General features: G+C 70.7%; 17 protein-coding genes and 1 riboswitch. Of the genes, 10 read left to right on the forward strand and 7 right to left on the reverse strand.

The window, feature by feature from the left end; genetic code table 11:
* Nucleotides 1–8 precede the first annotated feature (8 nt).
* The 3 genes from AC5Y7V_RS04355 to glnX are packed head-to-tail and all read right to left on the reverse strand — an operon-like array spanning nucleotide 9 to nucleotide 4,539.
* The gene (locus AC5Y7V_RS04355; protein WP_499878924.1) at nucleotides 9–2,261 is read right to left on the reverse strand and encodes a serine/threonine-protein kinase PknG; all 2,253 of its coding nucleotides are present in this window, start codon (nucleotides 2,259–2,261) and stop codon (nucleotides 9–11) included.
* On the reverse strand, nucleotides 2,261–3,223 hold the full coding sequence (locus tag AC5Y7V_RS04360; RefSeq protein WP_499878791.1) for a glutamate ABC transporter substrate-binding protein: 963 nt from the start codon (nucleotides 3,221–3,223) through the stop codon (nucleotides 2,261–2,263). The genes AC5Y7V_RS04355 and AC5Y7V_RS04360 overlap by 1 nt, the downstream gene beginning before the upstream one ends.
* Entirely contained in the window at nucleotides 3,220–4,539 is a 1,320-nt protein-coding gene (gene glnX, locus AC5Y7V_RS04365; protein ID WP_499878792.1) for a protein kinase G-activating protein GlnX, read from the reverse strand. Before glnX ends, AC5Y7V_RS04360 begins: the two co-directional genes overlap by 4 nt.
* Nucleotides 4,540–4,662: 123 nt before the next feature.
* Between glnX and AC5Y7V_RS04370 the strand changes: the two genes are divergently transcribed.
* A complete protein-coding gene (locus AC5Y7V_RS04370; RefSeq protein WP_499878793.1) occupies nucleotides 4,663–5,304 on the forward strand; it encodes an NUDIX hydrolase in 642 nt (213 codons plus the stop codon).
* Here AC5Y7V_RS04370 and thiE read toward each other — a convergent pair.
* Nucleotides 5,276–5,944 carry a thiamine phosphate synthase gene (thiE, locus tag AC5Y7V_RS04375; protein ID WP_499878794.1) on the reverse strand — a complete coding sequence of 223 codons (669 nt, stop codon included), beginning with the start codon at nucleotides 5,942–5,944 and terminating at the stop codon, nucleotides 5,276–5,278. The two genes, AC5Y7V_RS04370 and thiE, sit on opposite strands and share 29 nt — an antisense overlap.
* Before the next feature lie 28 nt (nucleotides 5,945–5,972).
* Nucleotides 5,973–6,083: riboswitch (TPP riboswitch) on the forward strand.
* Between thiE and thiO the strand changes: the two genes are divergently transcribed.
* From thiO to AC5Y7V_RS04395, 4 genes are all read left to right on the forward strand, one after another.
* Nucleotides 6,074–7,081, forward strand: coding sequence for a glycine oxidase ThiO (gene thiO / locus AC5Y7V_RS04380; RefSeq protein ID WP_499878795.1), 1,008 nt, complete (start codon nucleotides 6,074–6,076; stop codon nucleotides 7,079–7,081). Its footprint overlaps the riboswitch before it by 10 nt.
* A complete protein-coding gene (gene thiS, locus AC5Y7V_RS04385) occupies nucleotides 7,078–7,287 on the forward strand; it encodes a sulfur carrier protein ThiS (protein WP_499878796.1) in 210 nt (69 codons plus the stop codon). Before thiO ends, thiS begins: the two co-directional genes overlap by 4 nt.
* Nucleotides 7,280–8,038, forward strand: a complete 759-nt coding sequence (locus AC5Y7V_RS04390; RefSeq protein WP_499878797.1) for a thiazole synthase — start codon at nucleotides 7,280–7,282, stop codon at nucleotides 8,036–8,038. The genes thiS and AC5Y7V_RS04390 overlap by 8 nt, the downstream gene beginning before the upstream one ends.
* Complete coding sequence (locus tag AC5Y7V_RS04395; RefSeq protein ID WP_499878798.1) at nucleotides 8,035–8,802, forward strand: SGNH/GDSL hydrolase family protein; 768 nt, start codon at nucleotides 8,035–8,037, stop codon at nucleotides 8,800–8,802. Before AC5Y7V_RS04390 ends, AC5Y7V_RS04395 begins: the two co-directional genes overlap by 4 nt.
* Nucleotide 8,803: 1 nt before the next feature.
* On the opposite strand, the gene AC5Y7V_RS04400 is transcribed toward AC5Y7V_RS04395, so the two are convergent.
* The 3 genes from AC5Y7V_RS04400 to AC5Y7V_RS04410 are packed head-to-tail and all read right to left on the reverse strand — an operon-like array spanning nucleotide 8,804 to nucleotide 10,444.
* The gene (locus AC5Y7V_RS04400; RefSeq protein WP_499878799.1) at nucleotides 8,804–9,346 is read right to left on the reverse strand and encodes a serine/threonine protein kinase; all 543 of its coding nucleotides are present in this window, start codon (nucleotides 9,344–9,346) and stop codon (nucleotides 8,804–8,806) included.
* On the reverse strand, nucleotides 9,339–9,863 hold the full coding sequence (locus AC5Y7V_RS04405) for a serine/threonine protein kinase (RefSeq protein WP_499878800.1): 525 nt from the start codon (nucleotides 9,861–9,863) through the stop codon (nucleotides 9,339–9,341). Before AC5Y7V_RS04405 ends, AC5Y7V_RS04400 begins: the two co-directional genes overlap by 8 nt.
* Before the next feature lie 53 nt (nucleotides 9,864–9,916).
* Entirely contained in the window at nucleotides 9,917–10,444 is a 528-nt protein-coding gene (locus AC5Y7V_RS04410) for a serine/threonine protein kinase (protein ID WP_499878801.1), read from the reverse strand.
* 346 nt (nucleotides 10,445–10,790) lie between these two features.
* On the opposite strand from AC5Y7V_RS04410, the gene AC5Y7V_RS04415 reads away from it, so the two are divergent.
* From AC5Y7V_RS04415 to AC5Y7V_RS04435, 5 genes are read left to right on the forward strand one after another with little or no spacing between them, the layout of a single operon-like run.
* On the forward strand, nucleotides 10,791–11,114 hold the full coding sequence (locus tag AC5Y7V_RS04415; RefSeq protein ID WP_499878802.1) for a CD225/dispanin family protein: 324 nt from the start codon (nucleotides 10,791–10,793) through the stop codon (nucleotides 11,112–11,114).
* Between the two features lie 15 nt (nucleotides 11,115–11,129).
* Complete coding sequence (locus tag AC5Y7V_RS04420) at nucleotides 11,130–11,555, forward strand: DUF2752 domain-containing protein (protein ID WP_499878803.1); 426 nt, start codon at nucleotides 11,130–11,132, stop codon at nucleotides 11,553–11,555.
* Nucleotides 11,548–13,035 carry a M28 family metallopeptidase gene (locus tag AC5Y7V_RS04425; RefSeq protein WP_499878804.1) on the forward strand — a complete coding sequence of 496 codons (1,488 nt, stop codon included), beginning with the start codon at nucleotides 11,548–11,550 and terminating at the stop codon, nucleotides 13,033–13,035. The genes AC5Y7V_RS04420 and AC5Y7V_RS04425 overlap by 8 nt, the downstream gene beginning before the upstream one ends.
* Nucleotides 13,032–14,501 (forward strand): M28 family peptidase, encoded by a 1,470-nt coding sequence (locus tag AC5Y7V_RS04430; protein WP_499878805.1) that lies wholly within the window; start codon nucleotides 13,032–13,034, stop codon nucleotides 14,499–14,501. Before AC5Y7V_RS04425 ends, AC5Y7V_RS04430 begins: the two co-directional genes overlap by 4 nt.
* A 42-nt stretch (nucleotides 14,502–14,543) precedes the next feature.
* Nucleotides 14,544–16,004 (forward strand): HNH endonuclease signature motif containing protein, encoded by a 1,461-nt coding sequence (locus AC5Y7V_RS04435; RefSeq protein WP_499878806.1) that lies wholly within the window; start codon nucleotides 14,544–14,546, stop codon nucleotides 16,002–16,004.
* Nucleotides 16,005–16,113 lie beyond the last annotated feature (109 nt).

Here is a 16,113-nt window from a genome sequence, read left to right on the forward strand (position 1 = left end):
CCAACGAACTAGAACGTGCTCGTGGGGCGCACCTTGTTCGCCATGTCCACCAGCGTGTAGCGGTGCCGTTGCGTGGGGGCGACGCGGGCCAGGCTGCGCAGCGACGCCTCGACGCCCAGTCGCAGGCCGTGTTCGGTGAACGGGAAGCCGAGGATGTGATTGGTGCTGGCCTCGTTGTCCTGCAGCCAGTCCATCGCTCCGCCCAGCACCAGGGCCCGGATCTGCAGCACGCGCGGCTCGGTGGGCGGCAGGGCCTCGACACGGCGGGCGGCGTCGCGGATCTGCGCCTCGGTGACCTCGCGGGTGGAGCGGCCGGACATCAGCGTCACCGCGCTGGTCAGCCGCGCGGTGGTGAAATGCCTTGAGGTGGGCGGCACCTCGTCCAGCGTGTTCACCGCGTCCTCGCGATTGCCTTCGGCCGACAGGGATCTGGCCAGCCCGAAGGCGGCGGAGATCACGCCGTCGTTGGTCTTCCACACCGTCTCGTAGAACTTGTGCTCGTCGGGGTTACCGGCCAGCTCGGCGGTGGCGGCCAGCGCCAGCTTGGGCGCAAGCTCGCCGGGGAAGGTGTCCAGCACCTCGGTGAAATGCTTTGTGGCCGACTCGTAGTCGCCGGTCAGCAGCTCGGAGACGGCCCGGTACCACACCAGCCGCCACCGCCAGCCGACCCGCTCGGCGAGGTCTTCGAGCTTGCGGGTGGCCTTGGCCACGTCGCCCAGGTCCAGCAGCGCGCGGACCTCCATCAGCGGCAGCTCGATCGACTCGGCCACCTCGATGCCGTCGGCGTCCAGCGAACCGTGCCGCGCCGCGCGCAACGAGTCCAGCGTCTGCACCGGCTGGGAGAGCACCGTCGCCTGCAGCACCGGGGCGGCGACGTCGGCCGGATCGACCAGCGGCACCGGCAGGGCGGTCACGATCTCCCGGGCGGTCAGCTTCTCCGAGTGGACCTGGCCGTCCAGGTATACGTCGGTGTGCGCCACCAGCAGGTCGACCCCGAACGTCGAACGGCTCGGCGAAAAGATCGTCGACAGGCCGGGCCGCGGGATCCGGGTGTCCTGGGCGACCACCTCGCGCAGCACGCCCATCAGCTGGGCCGACATCTCCTCGGCGGTGGAGAACCGGCGCCGCGGATCGGGGTCGGTCGCGCGGCGCAGCAGCCGGCCGAACGAGTCGTAGTTCTTCAGCACCGGATCGTCGTCCGGCAGCCCGTCCACGTAGCGGCCGTTGCGGGTGCGCAGGTTCAGCGTCAGCGCCGCCAGCGTGCGGCCGACCGTGTAGATGTCGGTGGCTATCGTCGGGCCGGTCCGCACGATCTCGGGCGCCTGGAAACCAGGTGTGCCGTAAAGGTATCCGAACGAGTTGATCCGCGACACCGCGCCCAGGTCGATCAGCTTGAGCTGCTCCTCGGTGAGCATGATGTTCTCCGGCTTGAGGTCGTTGTAGACCAGGCCGATGGAATGCAGGTAGCTCAGCGCGGGCATGATCTCGAGCAGGTAGGCGATGGCCTCGGAGACCGGAAGCTTCTCGGATTTCCCGTGTTTGAGGTTGCGCCGCAGCGACTGCCCGCCGATGTACTCCATGACGATGTAGCCGACCGGCTCCCCGTGCCGGTCGGTGTGCTCGACGAAGTTGAAGATCTGCACGATCTGCGGGTGCACCACCTCGGCGAGGAACTGCCGCTCGGCCATCGCGATCGCCTGCGCCTCCGCGTCGCCGGAATGCACCAGGCCCTTGAGCACCACCGGGCGGTCGTTGACGTTGTGGTCGACGGCCAGGTACACCCAGCCCAGCCCGCCGTGCGCGATGCAGCCCTTCACCTCGTACTGGCCCGCGACCGTGTCCCCCGGATTCAGCTGCGGCAGAAACGAATACGGGCTCCCGCAGGCGGGGCACCAGCCCTCCGACGCGCCCTTGCCCTCGGAGCCGGAGCGGCCGACGGGCTTTCCGCAGTTCCAGCAGAAGCGCTTGGACTCCGGCACCACCGGGTTGGTCATCAGCGCCTCGAGCGGATCGATGTCGCGCACGCGCGGGATCTCGACCAGCCCGCCGCCGAGCTGCCGGGTCGGCGGCAGCACCCGCGTGGCCACCGTCATCCGCTCCGGCGCCTCGGTGTCTATGCCGGGGATGAGGAAGTCGTCGTCGTCATCGTCGTCGAAGTCGGGACGGAACAGCGCCTGCGTGGCCTGCGGCCGCGACTCCGCGGCCGCGCCCGTCTGCACGTCCGGCGGCCGGGACTCTTCGGCATCCATCGGCTCGGCCATCAGTCCACGTACCTCGGCGTGGGTGGGGCGGGCGCCGGCCCCAAGACCGTCAACCACTTGCGGTACAACGTGTTCCACGTCCCGTCGCGGCGGATGCGTTCCAGCGTGCCGTTGACGAACCGGACCAGTCCGGGGTTGTTCAGGTTGACCCCGATGCCGTAGGGCTGGGTGGCCATGTTCGGCCCGACGATGTGCAGGTACGGGTCTTCCTCCACCAGCCCGGCCAGGATCGAGTCGTCGGTGCTGACGGCGTCGATCTCGCGCTGCTGCATGGCCACCAGGCAGTCGGCCCAGTTCACCACCGACACGATGACCGGCGCCGGGTCGATCTGCTGGATCCGGTGCAGCGACGTGGTGCCCCGGGCGACGCAGACGCGCTTGCCGGACAGGTCGGCCGCCCTGGCGATCGGCGAGTCGCGCGGGGCCAGGATGCGCTGGTTGGCGTCGAGGTAGACGGTGGAGAAGTTCACCAGCTTGCGCCGCTCGCAGGTGATGGTCATGGTCTTGACGACGACGTCGACCTCCGAGCGCTGCAGCGCGGTGACCCGCTCGTCCGACGACAGGATGCGGTACTCGACGTGCGAGGGGGCGCCGAAGATGTCGCGCGCGATCTCGCCGGCGATGTCGACGTCGAAGCCGGTGATCTCGCCGGTGATCGGGTCGCGGAAGCTGAACAGGTTGCTGCCGATGTCGAGCCCGACGATCAGCCTGCCGCGGGCGCGGATGTCGGCGACGGCGGCGTCGGCCTCGGCCTTGTTCGGGAAGGGGCGCAGGCTGGCCGTCAGGTCGCAGCCCTGACTCGGGTCGTCCGGCGGCAGCGCCGGCTCCGGGGGCAGCTGCTGCATGCCGACCGGCGTGGGCGGCGGCAGGGTCGGCGCGGTGGCCACGGTCAGCGACTCGGTGTGGCCGCAGCCCGCGAGCAGGCCGACCGCGGCGAGCGCCCCGAGGCAGCGCCTGATCACCGGTACTCCTTGAGCCGCGGCCACAGGCCCAGCGCGACGGCGATGGCGGCACCGAGGGACAGCACCACGCCGCCGACCTGGGCGCCGGACAGCCCGCTGCGCGCGTTGATCACGTCGTTGCGCAGGTGGGTGCGGCTCTGGTCCATGGCCTTGCCGAGCTGATCCTCGAGCTTGTCGAACGCCGGGGTGGAGTCGTCCTCGCCGCTGCCCAGCGCGACCTGCGTGGCGGCGCGGTAGTTGCCCACCGAGATGTAGGAGTTGATCCGGTCGTTGGCCTGCCGCCAGCGCAGCAGCAGCTGATCGGCGCCCTGCAGGTCGGGCTTGTCGACGGCGTCGCTGCGCGACATGTACTGGTCGAGCTGTTCGTGCATGGAGTCGATGCGCTGGTAGAACGACTGCTTGCGCATCTCCTCGTCGCCGCGGCGGATCAGCGACAGCGTCTCGTCGGCCCGCGCCTGCTGCGCGGTGATGGCGACGTTGGTGACGGTCCGCAGGGACTCCGCGGCGGTGTCCTTGGCGCTGCGACTCGCGGCCGTCGAGATGGTCAGCGCGGTTCCCACCCATACCACCATGACGAGGATACCGAGGGCGCCGACGACCAGCCCCGGGTTTATTCGGCGCCGGGTGCGGCGGGCCAGCCAGCGATGCGAGAACGCGCCGAAGACCACCGTGCTGGCGACGACGAGGATCACCGGCGCGGGGAAGTGGGTAGACGCCGTGGTTTCGCTGTCCACCCGATCGGTGGTCGCCTGGTACAGCTGCGCCGCGTCGGGCAGGATGCGCGACTGCATAAGCCCGGAGGCCTCCGACAGGTACGACGACCCGACCGGATTGCCCTCCCGGTTGTTGGTCCGCGCGATCTCGATCAGCCCGGTGTAGACGGCCAACTCGGCGTTGATCCGGCCGAGTAACTGCACCAGCGGTTCGTCGGTCAGCCCGCTCGACGCCCGCGTCACGGCCACCGCGGCGTCGGTGATCGCCTGCTCGTAGCGCTGCCGGACCGGGCGCGGCTCGGCCTGCGCGATGAACGCCGTGGCCGCCGCGGCGTCGGCCACCGACAGCGTGGTGTAGAGCCGTCCCGCGGCGAACGACAGCGGCTCGGTGTGGTTGAGCACCGTCGACAGCACCTGCTGGCGGTGGTTGATCGTCGTCGACGTCGCGAAGGCGCTGGAGACGCCGAGGGCCGCCAGCACGATCCCGATCGTGAGGATGAGCCCCGGCGTCGTGGAGATGAACCACCAGCGGGGATGGGCCGGTTCGGCCGGCGACCGCGACCCCTTCGGTTCGGTCGACGGGTGCGCCAGCTCAACCGTCACGTCTGATCAGCCCTCATAACTTTCGGCCCACGAACCCGGATAAAGGAATTCTAAGAGAATGTTCGGGCGGATGGGGGGAGGCGAGTCAATTGACCGCCGGGGTCGCCTGCATATCCTGATCACGTGCACGGCGACGGTGACGGATGGGTGGTCTCCGACAGCGGCGCCCACTACTGGGGCCGCTTCGGCGCGGCCGGCCTGCTGTTGCGCGCGCCGCGCCCCGACGGCACGCCCGCGGTGCTGCTGCAGCACCGGGCGGTGTGGAGCCATCAGGGCGGGACGTGGGGTCTGCCGGGCGGCGCCCGGGACAGCCACGAGACGCCGGAGCAGACCGCCGTCCGCGAAGCGCACGAGGAGGCCGGCCTGCCGGCCGAGCGGCTCGCCGTGCGCGCCACGGTCGTCACCGCCGAGGTGGCCGGGCTCGGCGGCACCGCCTGGACCTACACCACCGTCGTCGCCGACGCGGCCGAGCTGCTGGACACCGTGCCCAACCGGGAAAGCGCCGAGATGCGCTGGGTCGCCGAGAGCGAGGTGGCCGAGCTGCCGCTGCATCCCGGCTTCGCGGCCAGCTGGCAGCGGTTGCGCACGGAGCCGGCGCTGTTGCCGCTGGACCACGGCGACGAGCGGCGCCATCACCTTCCGCGCACCCTCGAGGTCGAGGCCGGGGTCTTCGTCTGGTGCATGCCGGGCGATCCTTCTCAGGCCGACGGGGAGCCGTCGCACCTGAGCCGGCTGATCAGCTCGCTGCTGCAAGCGCCGACCTGAGCGCCGCGGCCGCCGCCCGCGGATCCTGCGCCGCGGTGATCGCCCGCACCACGACGACGCGGCGCGCGCCGGCGCCGAGCACCTCCGGCAGCCGCTGCGCGTCGATGCCGCCGATCGCGAACCACGGCGTGTCCCCGGGCAGTTCGGCCGCGGCACGCACCAGGTCCAGGCCGGGCGCCGGGCGGCCGGGCTTGGTCGGGGTGGGCCAGCAGGGCCCGACGCAGAAGTAATCGCCCTCGGCGGCGGCAGCGGCGGCCTCGTTACGGTCGTGGCTGGACAGGCCGATCAGCGTCTCCGGCCCGACGATGTCGCGGGCAACCGCCGGCGGCAGGTCGCCCTGGCCCAGGTGCAGCACGTCGGCGCCGGCCGCGCGGGCGATGTCGGCGCGGTCGTTGACCGCGAACAGGGCGCCGTGCCGGCGGGCCGCGTCGGCGAGGATCTCGCACGCGGCCAGCTCGTCGCGGGCCTCTAGGGGACCGAACCGCTGTTCACCCACCGAACCCTTGTCGCGCAGCTGGACGATGTCGACCCCACCGGCCAGGGCGGCGTCGACGAACTCGGCCAGGTCGCCGCGCTCGCGGCGCGCGTCGGTACACAGATACAGCCTCGCCGACGCGAGACGGGTGGACTGTTGGTGCACACCGCGACGCTAGCGCGCTAGCGTGGAACCCGAAGAGCACGGGAGTCCCAGCGACCGGGGGCTGAGAGTGGGCGCGCGCGCCCTTACCGTCACACCTGATCCGGGTCATGCCGGCGAAGGGAGCAAAGGATGCCGGACTCACTGGCCGTTGTAGGCGGCGGCGTGATCGGGCTGTCCGTGGCGCGCCACGCGGCGCGGGCCGGATGGTCGGTGGTGGTGCACCACACCGGCGAGCCGGGCGCGTCCTGGGTGGCCGGCGGCATGCTCGCCCCGCACAGCGAGGGCTGGCCCGGCGAGGAGCGGCTGCTGCGGCTGGGCCTGGAGTCGCTGCGGCTGTGGCGCGAGGGCGGCTTCACCGACGGCTGGCCGTCGGGGGTGATCACCGCCCGCGAGTCGCTGGTGGTGGCCGTCGACCGCGCCGACGTCGCGGACCTGCGCACCGTCGCCGACTGGTTGTCCGGGCAAGGCCATCCGGTGGTGTGGGAGCCGGCCGCCCGCGACGTCGAACCGCTGCTGGCGCAGGGCATCCGCCATGGCTTTCGGGCGCCCACCGAGCTGGCGGTGGACAACCGCGCCGTCCTCGACGCGCTGGGCAGCGACTGCGAACGCCTGGGGGTGCGGCGGGCGGGGCCGGTGACCGACCTCGCGCGGGTCGAGGCCGACGCGGTGGTGATCGCCAACGGCATCGACGCGCCGGCGCTGTGGCCGGGCCTGCCGGTGCGGCCGGTGAAGGGCGAGGTGCTGCGGCTGCGCTGGCGAAAGGGATGTATGCCGTTGCCGCAGCGGGTGATTCGCGCCCGCGTGCACGGGCGGCAGGTGTATCTGGTGCCGCGCCCGGACGGGGTGGTCGTCGGCGCCACCCAATACGAGCACGGGCGCGACACGGCGCCGGCGGTGTCGGGGGTGCGGGACCTGCTCGACGACGCGTGCGCGGTGCTGCCGGCGCTGGGCGAGTACGAGCTGGCCGAGTGCGCCGCCGGGCTGCGCCCGATGACACCCGATAACCTGCCCATCGTGGCGCGCGTGGACGAGCGAACCCTGGTGGCGGTGGGCCACGGCCGGTCCGGGTTCCTGCTGGCGCCGTGGACCGCCGAACAGATTGTGGCGGAGCTGAGCCCGGTCGGAGCGCGGTCATGATCGTGACGGTCAACAAGAAACCGGTCGAGGTCGACGAGCGCACCACCGTCGCCGCGCTGCTGGAATCGCTGGGCTTTCCCGCCCGCGGCATCGCGGTGGCGATGGACGACGCAGTGCTCCCGCGATCCGGCTGGACGGCAAGGCTTTCTGAGCTTTCCGGTGCTCCCGTGCGACTCGAGGTGGTGACGGCGGTGCAGGGTGGCTGATTCGAAACTGACGATCGCGGATCGCAGCTTTGCCTCGCGGCTCATCATGGGCACCGGCGGGGCGACGAACCTGGCGGTGCTGGAAGAGGCGCTGATCGCGTCGGGCACCGAGCTGACCACCGTGGCGATCCGGCGTGTCGACGCCGAGGGCGGCACCGGACTGCTGGACCTGCTCAACCGGCTGGGCATCACGCCGCTGCCCAACACCGCGGGCTGCCGCGGCGCGGCCGAGGCGGTGCTCACCGCGCAGCTTGCCCGCGAGGCGCTGGACACCAACTGGGTCAAGCTCGAGGTGATCGCCGACGAACGCACGCTGCTGCCCGACGGTGTCGAATTAGTCCGCGCGGCAGAACAATTGGTCGACGACGGGTTCGTCGTGCTGCCCTATACCAACGATGACCCGGCGCTGGCCCGCCGGCTCGAAGACGCCGGCTGCGCGGCGGTGATGCCGCTGGGCGCCCCCATCGGCACCGGCCTGGGCATCACCAACCCGCACAACATCGAGATGATCGTCGCGCGGGCCGGCGTCCCGGTCGTGCTCGACGCCGGCATCGGCACCGCGAGCGACGCCGCGCTGGCGATGGAATTGGGTTGCGACGCCGTGCTGTTGGCCACCGCGGTCACCCGCGCCGCCGACCCGCCGGCGATGGCCGCCGCCATGGCCGCGGCCGTCACCGCCGGATACCTGGCGCGGCGGGCCGGGCGGATCCCCAAACGATTCTGGGCGCAGGCGTCCTCGCCCGAACGATGAAACGTTATGTCGCGCTGGGCAGTTCGATGGCCGCCGGCCCCGGCATCCGGCCCCGGGCCGCGGACGCCCCGCGGTTCTCGGGCCGCTCGGCCCGCAACTATGCGCACCTGGTCGCCGAGCGGTTGAGCCTCGAACTGGTCGACGTAACCTTTTCCGGCGCCACCACCGCCCACGTCCTCGCCGAGCGCCAGCACGGCCGGCCGCCACAGATCACCGCCCTGGACGGCTCCGAGGCCATCGTCACGGTGACCGTCGGCGGCAACGACGTCGGCTACGTCCCGCTGTTGATGGCCGCGTCACTGCCGCCCGCTGCGCGGCGCCTGCCGCTGCTGGGCGGGCTGATATCCGAACTGCTGGACCGCGACACGCGCGATCGGGCGCTGGCCGCCGTGTTCGATTCGCTGTGCGCGGTCGGGACCGCCCTGCGGCAGCGCGCGCCGAAGGCCCGGATCGTTTTCGTCGACTACCTGACCATCCTGCCGCCCGCGGGTACGCCGGCCCCGCCGCTGTCGCAGGCGGACGCCGACCTCGGGCGGCACGTCGCCGCGAGCCTGGAACGCCGCACCGCCGACGCGGCCGCGGCGACCGGATGCGAGGTGGTGGGCGCCGCCGCGGCCAGCCGGGAGCACCATGCCTGGTCGGCCGAGCCGTGGACGACAACCCCGGCGCGCTATGTCGTGTCGCTGCCGGGCCGGCCGGCCCCGCTGCACCCCAACGAGGCCGGGATGCGCGCGGTCGCGGATCTACTTGCCGCGCAACTGTAGGTCAGCCGTTGGACTGCCACCATTTGTAGAGCGGGCCGACGTCACTGCCGCGCCCGACTATTTGGCCCAACACCTTCTTGCTGTCGGTGGTCCAATGCACCCCCGCGGCGTTCTGGGTGGTGAGGCACGCCAGCTGTCCACCGGTCTGGCCGTTTTGGGACCATGTCGTGGGTGACGGACGGGTGTCTGCGCTGCAGGTGACCGCCGTGGCGTTCTTGAGGGCGTCGGTGAACGTGGCGGCCATGTCGGTGGCATTGGAGAAGAGGGCGTATTGGGCGTTGACCGGTCCGCTGGAGTCGGGACTTTCCCCGCATTCGATCTCGGCCAGTGCACCCTTGTCGGTCACCGGTTGCGCTTTGCAGTTGTTGAGCCCGTAGCCCTTCGACAGCGACCCGGCCAGGGTGTTGATGTCCGCCGAGCTGCCGGTGTTCGGGTCCGCGGACGCCGGCGCCGCGCCCGCGACCGCGAAGCCGGCCACCAGCGCCGCGGCCGACGCGGCGCGCAGCGCTCCGGCGAGCCGAGACGCCGTGCACCCCTTAGCCATTGGTACGCCACCACTGGTAGAGCGCGTTGACGTCGGTGTTGGACGCGCGGATGTGGCTCAACACGTTCTTGGCGTCGGTGGTCCAGGTGATGACCGCCGCGTTCTTGTAGGTCCCGCACGCCACCTGTCCCGCCGTCGCGCCGGTGCTGCCCGTGTGCCAGGTGCCGGGCGACTGGCCGTTGTCCCCGCAGGGGCTGAGCGAGACGCCGTTGATGCCGCCGGTGAACGCGGCGCCGAGGTCGCTGCCGTTGCTGAAGAGCTGGTAGACGCCGGCGGCCGGGCCGTTGGGGTCGGGGCTCTGCCCGCAGTCGAGCTCGGCCAGGATCGGCCCGGACAGCGGGGCCGGCTGGCAATTGTTGAGGCCGTAGCCCTTCGACAGATTGGCGGCCAGGGTGTTGACGTCCGCCGAGCTACCCGTGCCGGGGTCCGCGGTCGCCGTGGCGGTGCCGACGATGACCGACGCGCCCATCAGCGCCGCACCCGACGCCGCCCGCAGCGCCTTGGTCAGAGGGGACATTCTGAACTCCTTCGTCGAGTTGGAAAACCAAGCAGCCGAGCCCCTTTCGGGCGTCAGCCGTTCGCGCGCCACCATTGGTAAAGCGCCGGGACATCGTTGTTCGCCCCACGAATGAGGCTCAGGACGTTTTTGGCGTCCGTGGTCCAGATGATCTCTGCGGCATTCTGATAGGTCCCGCACGCCACCGATCCGGAGTTGGCGTTGTTGCTGCCCTGGTGCCAGGTCGTGGGCGACTGGCCGGCGTCGCCGCAGGCGGTCAGCACGTCGTCCTTGATGCTGGTCTTGAACGAGCCGGCCAGGTTGTCGGAGTTGTTGAACAGGATGTACCTGGCCTGGACCGGTCCGCCGGGGTCGGGGCTCTGCCCGCAGGTGAGTACGGCGAGTTCACCTGCGTCGAGGTTCCCGGCGGTGCAGTTGTTGAGGCCGTAGCCCTTCGACAGCACGGCGGCCAGCGTGTTGATGTCCGACGAGCTACCGGTATTGGTCGGGTCCGCGGCCGCCGTGGCGGCACCGGCGAACGCGCAACCGCTCGCGGCCACTATGGCGGCCGCGGCGCGCAGCGCCTTGCTGAGATGAGACATCTTTGGCTCCTAACGGTGCGTCGCTCACCGGAAATAGTGCATCCGCTAAAGGGATCGTAGGGCTATGTCCTGTCCATGCAACACATTCCGCTGGAAATTATCTGTGTGGTCATCATTGCCGGCGCCTTCGGTCAAAGGTAGGCGATCGGGAAAGCGGTTGGCAGTGCGCGACTTTCGAACTGCCCGGGGCCCGGTCGCCGCGGTGGCGGCAACGCAGGCGAGGCCGGTGGATCCGTCGCGGCGCCGGCGGAAACGGCGAATTTCGCGGAGATAGTGCCCTCGCGGGCCCGCTCCGGTATGGTAAGCACCGCTCGACGCCAGCTAACTCGCCTCGACTGGAGATTCCATGACACAGCCGCCCCCTCCGCCCGGATACCCGCCACAGCAACCTGCCGGGCAACCGCCGAACAACTACTTGGTGTGGTCGATTCTGGTGACGCTCTTCTGCTGTCTGCCCTTCGGGATTGTGGCAATCGTCAAATCCAGCCAGGTCAATGGTTTGTGGGCGCAGGGCCAATACGCGGAGGCCCAGGCGTCCGCCGACAGCGCCAAGAAATGGGTGATCTGGTCGGTAGTCGCCGGTGTGGTCGTGGGCGTCATCTACGGCATCCTGATGGCGGTTGGTGCGCTGAACGTGAACACGAACACCGCGCTCGCCGCGATGTTCTAAGCCGGCATTGCGATCATGGTGACCCGCCACGGGTCGGCGCGCCTCGGTCTTGGCGCGCCGCTCCTGGTGGCGGCGTCCACCACCCTGGTCTGCGCCGCCACCTGGGTGGGTGATCCGACGACCCCGGGCGGGCCACTGCCGGTGTGCCCCACCAAGGCCCTGTTGGGCATCGACTGCCCGGGGTGTGGCAGCGCCCGGATGTTGTATTCCCTTATGCACGGCAACGTGTCGGCGGCCGTCAGGTTCAACGCGCTGGGCCTGGTCGCGCTGGTGTTGTTGGTGTGGGCGTATGGGGCGTGGACCTACGGCCGGCTGACGGGCCGGCCAGTCCGGGGCTGGCAGCACCAGCGCTGGGCGGCGGCCGTGACGCTGGCGCTGGTCATGGCCTGGTTTGTGGTGCGCAATCTGCCGTTTGCGCCATTCAGCGCGCTGTATGTCTAGCCTGCGGGCGGTGCTCGTCGTCGTCGCCCTGACCGCGTCTCTGACCGGGTGCCATCATCACCGCGACAACTCGCAGCAGGCCACCGGCGACCCCGCCGCGGCCGATTTCGCCAACGCCCTGCACAACAAGGTCACGGCCGACGCGATGATGGCGCACCTAACGAAGCTCCAGGACATCGCCAACGCCAACAACGGCACCCGCGCGGTGGGCACTCCCGGCTACGAAGCCAGCGTCGACTACGTGGTTAACACGTTGCGCAACAGCGGCTTTGACGTCCAGACGCCCGAGTTCTCGGCGAGGGTGTTTCACGGTGACAAGCCGACCGTGACGGTCGGCGGGGTGGCCGTCGAGGCGCGGCCGTTGGACTTCAGCCGCGGCACCCCGCCCGATGGGGTGAGCGGGCCGCTGGTGGCGGTGCCCCCGGCGAACAGCGCGGCCTGCGGCCCCGCCGACTTCGACGGGCTTCGCGTGCAGGGCGCGGTGGTGCTGGTGGACCGCGGCACCTGCCCGTTCGCGCAGAAGGAGGACGCCGCCGTGCAGCGCGGCGCCGTGGCGATGATCGTCGCCGACAACGTCGACGAGCAGCAGATGGGCGGCACCCTGGGCCCCGACACCGACGTGAAGATCCCGGTGGTGAGCGTCACCAAGTCGACCGGATTGCAGCTGCGCGGTCAGCCCGGGCCGACCACCATCAAGCTCAACGCCAGCGTCCAAACCTTCAAGGCCCGCAACATCATCGCCCAGACCAAGACCGGGTCGCCCACCGACGTGGTGATGGCCGGTGCGCACCTGGACAGCGTGCCCGAGGGGCCGGGCATCAACGACAACGGGTCCGGAGTCGCCGCCATCCTGGAAACCGCGGTGCAGCTTGGGAACTCACCGCCGGTGCACAACGCGGTGCGGTTTGGCTTCTGGGGGGCCGAGGAACTCGGGCTGATCGGGTCGCGCAACTACGTCGAGTCGCTGAATCTCGACGGGCTCAAAGACATTGCGCTGTACCTGAACTTCGACATGCTCGCATCGCCGAACCCCGGCTACTTCACCTATGACGGGGACCAGTCGCTGCCCGCGGACGCCCGCGGCCAGCCGGTGGTGCCGGAAGGCTCGGCCGGCATCGAGCGCACCCTGGTCGCCTACCTCAAGTCCGCGGGCAAGACCGCGCAGGACACCTCGTTCGACGGGCGTTCGGACTACGACGGATTCACGCTGGCCGGCATCCCGGCGGGCGGCCTGTTCTCGGGCGCCGAGACCAAGATGTCCGCCGATCAGGCCAAGCTCTGGGGCGGAAACGCGGACCAGCCGTTCGACCCCAACTACCACCAGAAGACCGACACCCTCGACCACATCGACCGCACCTCGCTGGGCATCAACGGTGGCGGCGTGGCCTACGCGGTGGCCCTCTACGCGCAGAACCTCGGCGGCCGAAATGGCGTGCCGGTGCTGGCCGATCGCACCCGCCACACGATCAACAAGCCATGATCCGCCGGCTGGCCGCGGCGCTGACGCTGATCGGGCTGGTGGCGGGGTGCTCGCCGTCACGGCCCGCGCCGCAGGCGGCGCCCCCGGACCTGGCCCGGGGACTGGCGGCAAAAGTGACCTCGGACCGGATGCTCGCGCACCTGCGCGCGCTGCAGGCCGTCGCCAACGCCAACCACGGGAACCGCGCCGACGGCACGCCGGGCTTCGACGCCAGCGTCGACTACGTGGCGAAGGCGTTGCGGGACAGGGGCTTTAAGGTCACGACCCCGCAGTTCGATCGGCTCTACAACGTCTCACCGGGTAAGCCGACGCTGGCGGTGGCCGGCCGCACCTATCCGGTCGACCAGGCGTCGATGCTGGTCCGAACGCCGCCCGGCGGCCTGACCGGGCCGCCGGTCCACCCGGCGCGGCCGTCGGGCTGCGCCGCCGGCGATTACCCGGCCGCCCTGCCCGCCGGCGCGATCGCCGTCGTCGACGACGCGGGCTGCTCGGTGGTCGACAAGCAGAACAGCGCCGTGGCCAAGGGAGCGGCGGGGCTGATCGTGGAGAGCGCGCCCAACGGGCAGGGCGCCCCGCCGGCGCTGTTCGGCCCCGGCTATTTCAAGCAGCTGACCGTGCCGGTCGCCGTCGTCGGCGCCAACGGCGCCGCGGCGCTCGCCCATGACACCGCGCCGGTGCGCCTGGTGCTGGACGCCGAGAACCGCACGATCTCGTCGCGAAACGTGTTGGCGCAGACCGAAACCGGCTCACCGCACGATGCCGTCGTGGTCGGCGCGCATCTGGACGGCCCGCGCGACGGTCCGGGCATCAACGACGACGGGACCGGCGTCGCCGCGGTGCTGGAAACCGCGCTGCAGCTGGGGCCGCTGGCCGCGGTCAACAACGCCGTGCGATTCGTGTTCTGGGGCGCCGACGAGGACGGCATCAACGGCGCGATCGACTACGTCTTCGGGATGGACGGCGATCAGCTCAACGACATCGCGATGTACCTCGACTTCAACATCCTCGGCTCGCCGAACGCCGGCTTCTTCACCGACGACGGCGACCAGTCCGGTCCGCCGTCGCCCGGCATCGCATTCGGCGACGTGCCCGACGGCTCGGCGGGCATCGAGCGCACCCTGGGCGGCTACCTCAACCTGGCCGGCAAGCGGCCCGCCGACATGCCGTTGGGCACCATGACGGACTACCACCCCTTCATGGTCGCGGGCGTGCCCGTCGGGGGACTGACCGCCGGCGCCTCGCAGCTCAAGACCACGGTGCAGGCGCGGCTGTGGGGCGGTCAGGCCGGCGCCCCTTTCGACCCCAACTTCCAGAGCCCGCGGGACACCGTCGACGCCGTCAACCGGGACGCGTTGGCGGTCATGGGTTCTGGCGCGGCGTTCGCGGTGGGCACTTACGCCGAGTCGATCGGCGGCGTCAACGGCGTCCCGCCGCACGACAAGCGGCATCGCACGCGGGTGCCGTAGCGGTTCGGGGGATTGTCAGACCCCCGTTTTATACTCGAACACATGTTCGATACTCGGCTTCATGGGTACTGGGAGCCCCCGGCCACGGAGCGCTCGGCGGCGCTGATCGCGCGCATGTGTGGGGCGGGGCGGGCCGAGGCGCGGGCGGCGGCGGATCGGTTGGACGCGGTCGGGGAGTTGTTCGAGCTGCGCCGCACCCAGCGCGGGGAAGAAGCCGATTGGGCGGTGGACACCTGGGCGGCGGTCGGCGCCGAAGTGGCCGCGGCGTTTCGCACCAGCCTGGCCATGGCGGGCAGCTATCTGCGGTACGCGTTGGCGATGCGCGAGCGGCTCCCGCAGGTGGCCGCAGTCTTTCGGGCCGGCGATATCGATTACCGGATGCTTCAGACGCTGGTGTATCGCACCGATCTGATCACCGACCCAAAGGTCTTGTCCCGGGTGGATGCCCAGTTGGCGGTGCGCGCGCCGCGCTGGCCGTCGATGACGCGGGGCCGGCTGGCCGGAGAGATCGATCGGGTGGTCGCGGTGGCGGACCCGGATGCCGTGCGCCGCAACAAGGACCGCATCAAGCGGCGCGAGGTGTCGATCTGGGAAACCGAGCCGGGGATGTCGGAGATCTACGGCCGGCTGTTCAGCACCGACGCCAACGCGCTCGAGCAGCGGCTGGCTGCCCTGGCCGCCAGTGTGTGCGAGGCCGATCCGCGCACTCGTGATCAGCGGCGCGCCGATGCGCTGGGGGCACTGGCCACCGGGGCCGATCGGCTGGGCTGCCGGTGCGGGACGGCCGATTGCGCCGCGGGTGGGCGTGTCCCGGGTCCGGTGGTGATCCATGTCGTCGCCGAGCGGGCCGCCGTCGAGGGCCGCGGGTCGACGCCGGGGGCCATTTTGGGCGCCGAGGAGCTGATTCCCGCCGAGTTGGTCGCCGAACTGGCCAAAACCGCCACGCTGAGGCCACTTTTCGCCCCGACCGATCCGGAGCCCGGCTACACCCCGTCGACCAAGCTGGCCGATTTCGTGCGCTGCAGGGATCTGACGTGCCGGGCCCCGGGCTGTGATCGCCCCGCCATCGACTGCGACATCGACCACACCATCCCCTACGCGGATGGCGGCGCCACGCACGCCTCGAACCTGAAATGCCTTTGCCGGCTTCATCATTTGCTAAAGACTTTCTGGGGCTGGCGCGAGCAACAGTTGCCCGACGGCACCGTCATCTGGGGGCTACCCGGCGGACACACCTATGTCACCACCCCCGGCAGCGCGCTGCTGTTTCCCGGCCTGTGCGCGCCGACCCCGGCCTGCCACCGGGGCGCATCCGCCGAGCGGCGCGGCGAGCGCACCGCGAAGATGCCGTTGCGCGCCACGACCCGCGCCCAAAACCGGGCGCGTTACGTGGCCACCGAACGCCGACACAACCGCGACGCCCGCGCCGCCCGCCGCGCCGAAACCTGGAGCTACACCGGACCCGCCCCACCCACCGACGACGACGAACCCCCGCCCTTTTAAGGCGCATTCGCGACACCGGGAATTTACGGGATGAATACCGCCCGGCCCGTTTAAATTTGGGCTGTCAGAGTTAGCCAGGCGATCTAGAATGAGATCCCTTTGATGCTGC

The sequence above is a fragment of the Mycobacterium sp. NGS34 genome (assembly GCF_059812845.1).